This is a genomic window from Methylibium sp. T29-B, assembly GCF_000576225.1.
GTDB lineage: Bacteria > Pseudomonadota > Gammaproteobacteria > Burkholderiales > Burkholderiaceae_C > Methylibium > Methylibium petroleiphilum.
On sequence record NZ_AZSN01000336.1, the window covers coordinates 1 to 1,558 of the forward strand.

General features: G+C 71.6%; 1 protein-coding gene and 1 pseudogene. Both read left to right on the forward strand.

Annotated features, from left to right (window positions below; translation table 11 throughout):
- Nucleotides 1-167 precede the first annotated feature (167 nt).
- Nucleotides 168-1,130, forward strand: coding sequence for a tripartite tricarboxylate transporter substrate binding protein (locus Y694_RS21715; RefSeq protein ID WP_036236650.1), 963 nt, complete (start codon nt 168-170; stop codon nt 1,128-1,130).
- Nucleotides 1,127-1,558: pseudogene (locus Y694_RS21720) on the forward strand (2-hydroxyacid dehydrogenase); the annotation flags it as partial. The gene Y694_RS21715 and the pseudogene Y694_RS21720, both read left to right, overlap by 4 nt.

A 1,558-nucleotide genomic window follows, 5' to 3' on the forward strand; every position in this document is an offset into this window, starting at 1 on the left:
CGCAGGCGCGCCAGCCGCGGGCCTGAGCGGCGGCGGGCGCCAGCGGACCGATACCGGGCAATCCCGAGTGATCGGTCATCCTTCATGTTGTACGATGACGTACAACTAGAGAGGGGCTTGTCGCCACCTCGTCCGCCCCAACCCGACCCCGACCGAGGAGACCCCCGATGATTCGACGCATCTTTGTCCGCGCCCTGACCGCCACGCTGGCGCTGGCCGCCGGCGGCGCCCAGGCCCAGGCCTGGCCCACGCAGACGATCCGCATCGTCGTGCCGTACTCGCCCGGTGGCTCGTCGGACATCATCGCCCGCGCGATCTCGGGGCCGCTGTCCGAGGCGCTGAAGCAGACGGTGATCGTCGAGAACAAGCCCGGCGCCAACGGCAACACCGGCACCGATTTCGTCGCCAAGGCCAACGACGGCCACACGCTGCTGCTGTGCGACGTGGGCGCGCTGGCGATCACCGCTTCGGTCTACGCCAAGCTGCCGTTCGATCCCAGCAAGGACCTGCGCGGCGTCGGCATGCTCGCGTACTCGCCGCACCTGCTGGTGGTGCATCCGTCGGTCAAGGCCAACAACCTGCAGGAACTGGTGGCGCTCTCGCACAAGGAGTCGCTGAATTTCGCGGTCACCGCGATCGGCAGCGCGCCGCACCTGGCCGGCGTGGCGGTCGAGAAGGCCACCAAGGCCGAGTGGACCTACATCCCCTACAAGGGCGGCGCCCAGGCGATCGGCGACACCGTGGCCGGCCAGACCCAGGTGCTGATGAACGGCATGCTGGCGACGCTGCCGCAGGTGCAGGCGGGCAAGCTCAAGGTGCTGGGCGTCTCCAAGGCCACGCGCGTACCGCTGCTGGCGAACGTGCCGACGATCGCCGAGCAGGGCGTGAAGGGCTTCGAGTCGGGCACGTGGCAAGGCGTGCTGATGCCGGCGGCCACGCCGCCCGCGGTGGTGGCCAAGGTGGCGGCCGAGCTGTCGCGCATCATCCGTTCGCCCGAGGTGCGCGAGCGCCTGGTGTCGCAGGGCGCCGAGGTCTACACGATGACGCCGGCCGAGTTCGCCACCTTCTTCGAGCGCGAGCGCAAGAACTGGGCGAGCGTCGTCGCGCAGGGCGGGGTGAAGATCGAATGATGTCGACGAAGCCCCGCGTGCTGCAGATCGGCCGCCTGCTGCCCTGGCTGGAGGAGCGGCTGGCGGCCGCCCACGACCTGCACCGCCTGGCCGACGAGGCCGACCCGCAGGCCTTCCTGGCGGCGCGTGGCGCCGAGTTCGTGGGCCTGGTCACCTCGGCCGGCGGCAGCGGCGCGGACGCGGCGCTGATCGACGCGCTGCCGTCGCTGCGCGTGATCTCGAGCTTCGGCGTGGGGCTCGACAAGATCGACCTCGCGGCCGCCGCGCGGCGCGGCATCGCCGTGGGCTACACCCCCGACGTGCTGAACGACTGCGTGGCCGATCTCGCGATGGCCCTGCTGCTCGACGTGGCACGCCGCACGCCCGAGGCCGACCGCTACGTGCGCGCCGGCCGCTGGGGCGTGGCCGGTGCGCCGGCGTTCCCGCTC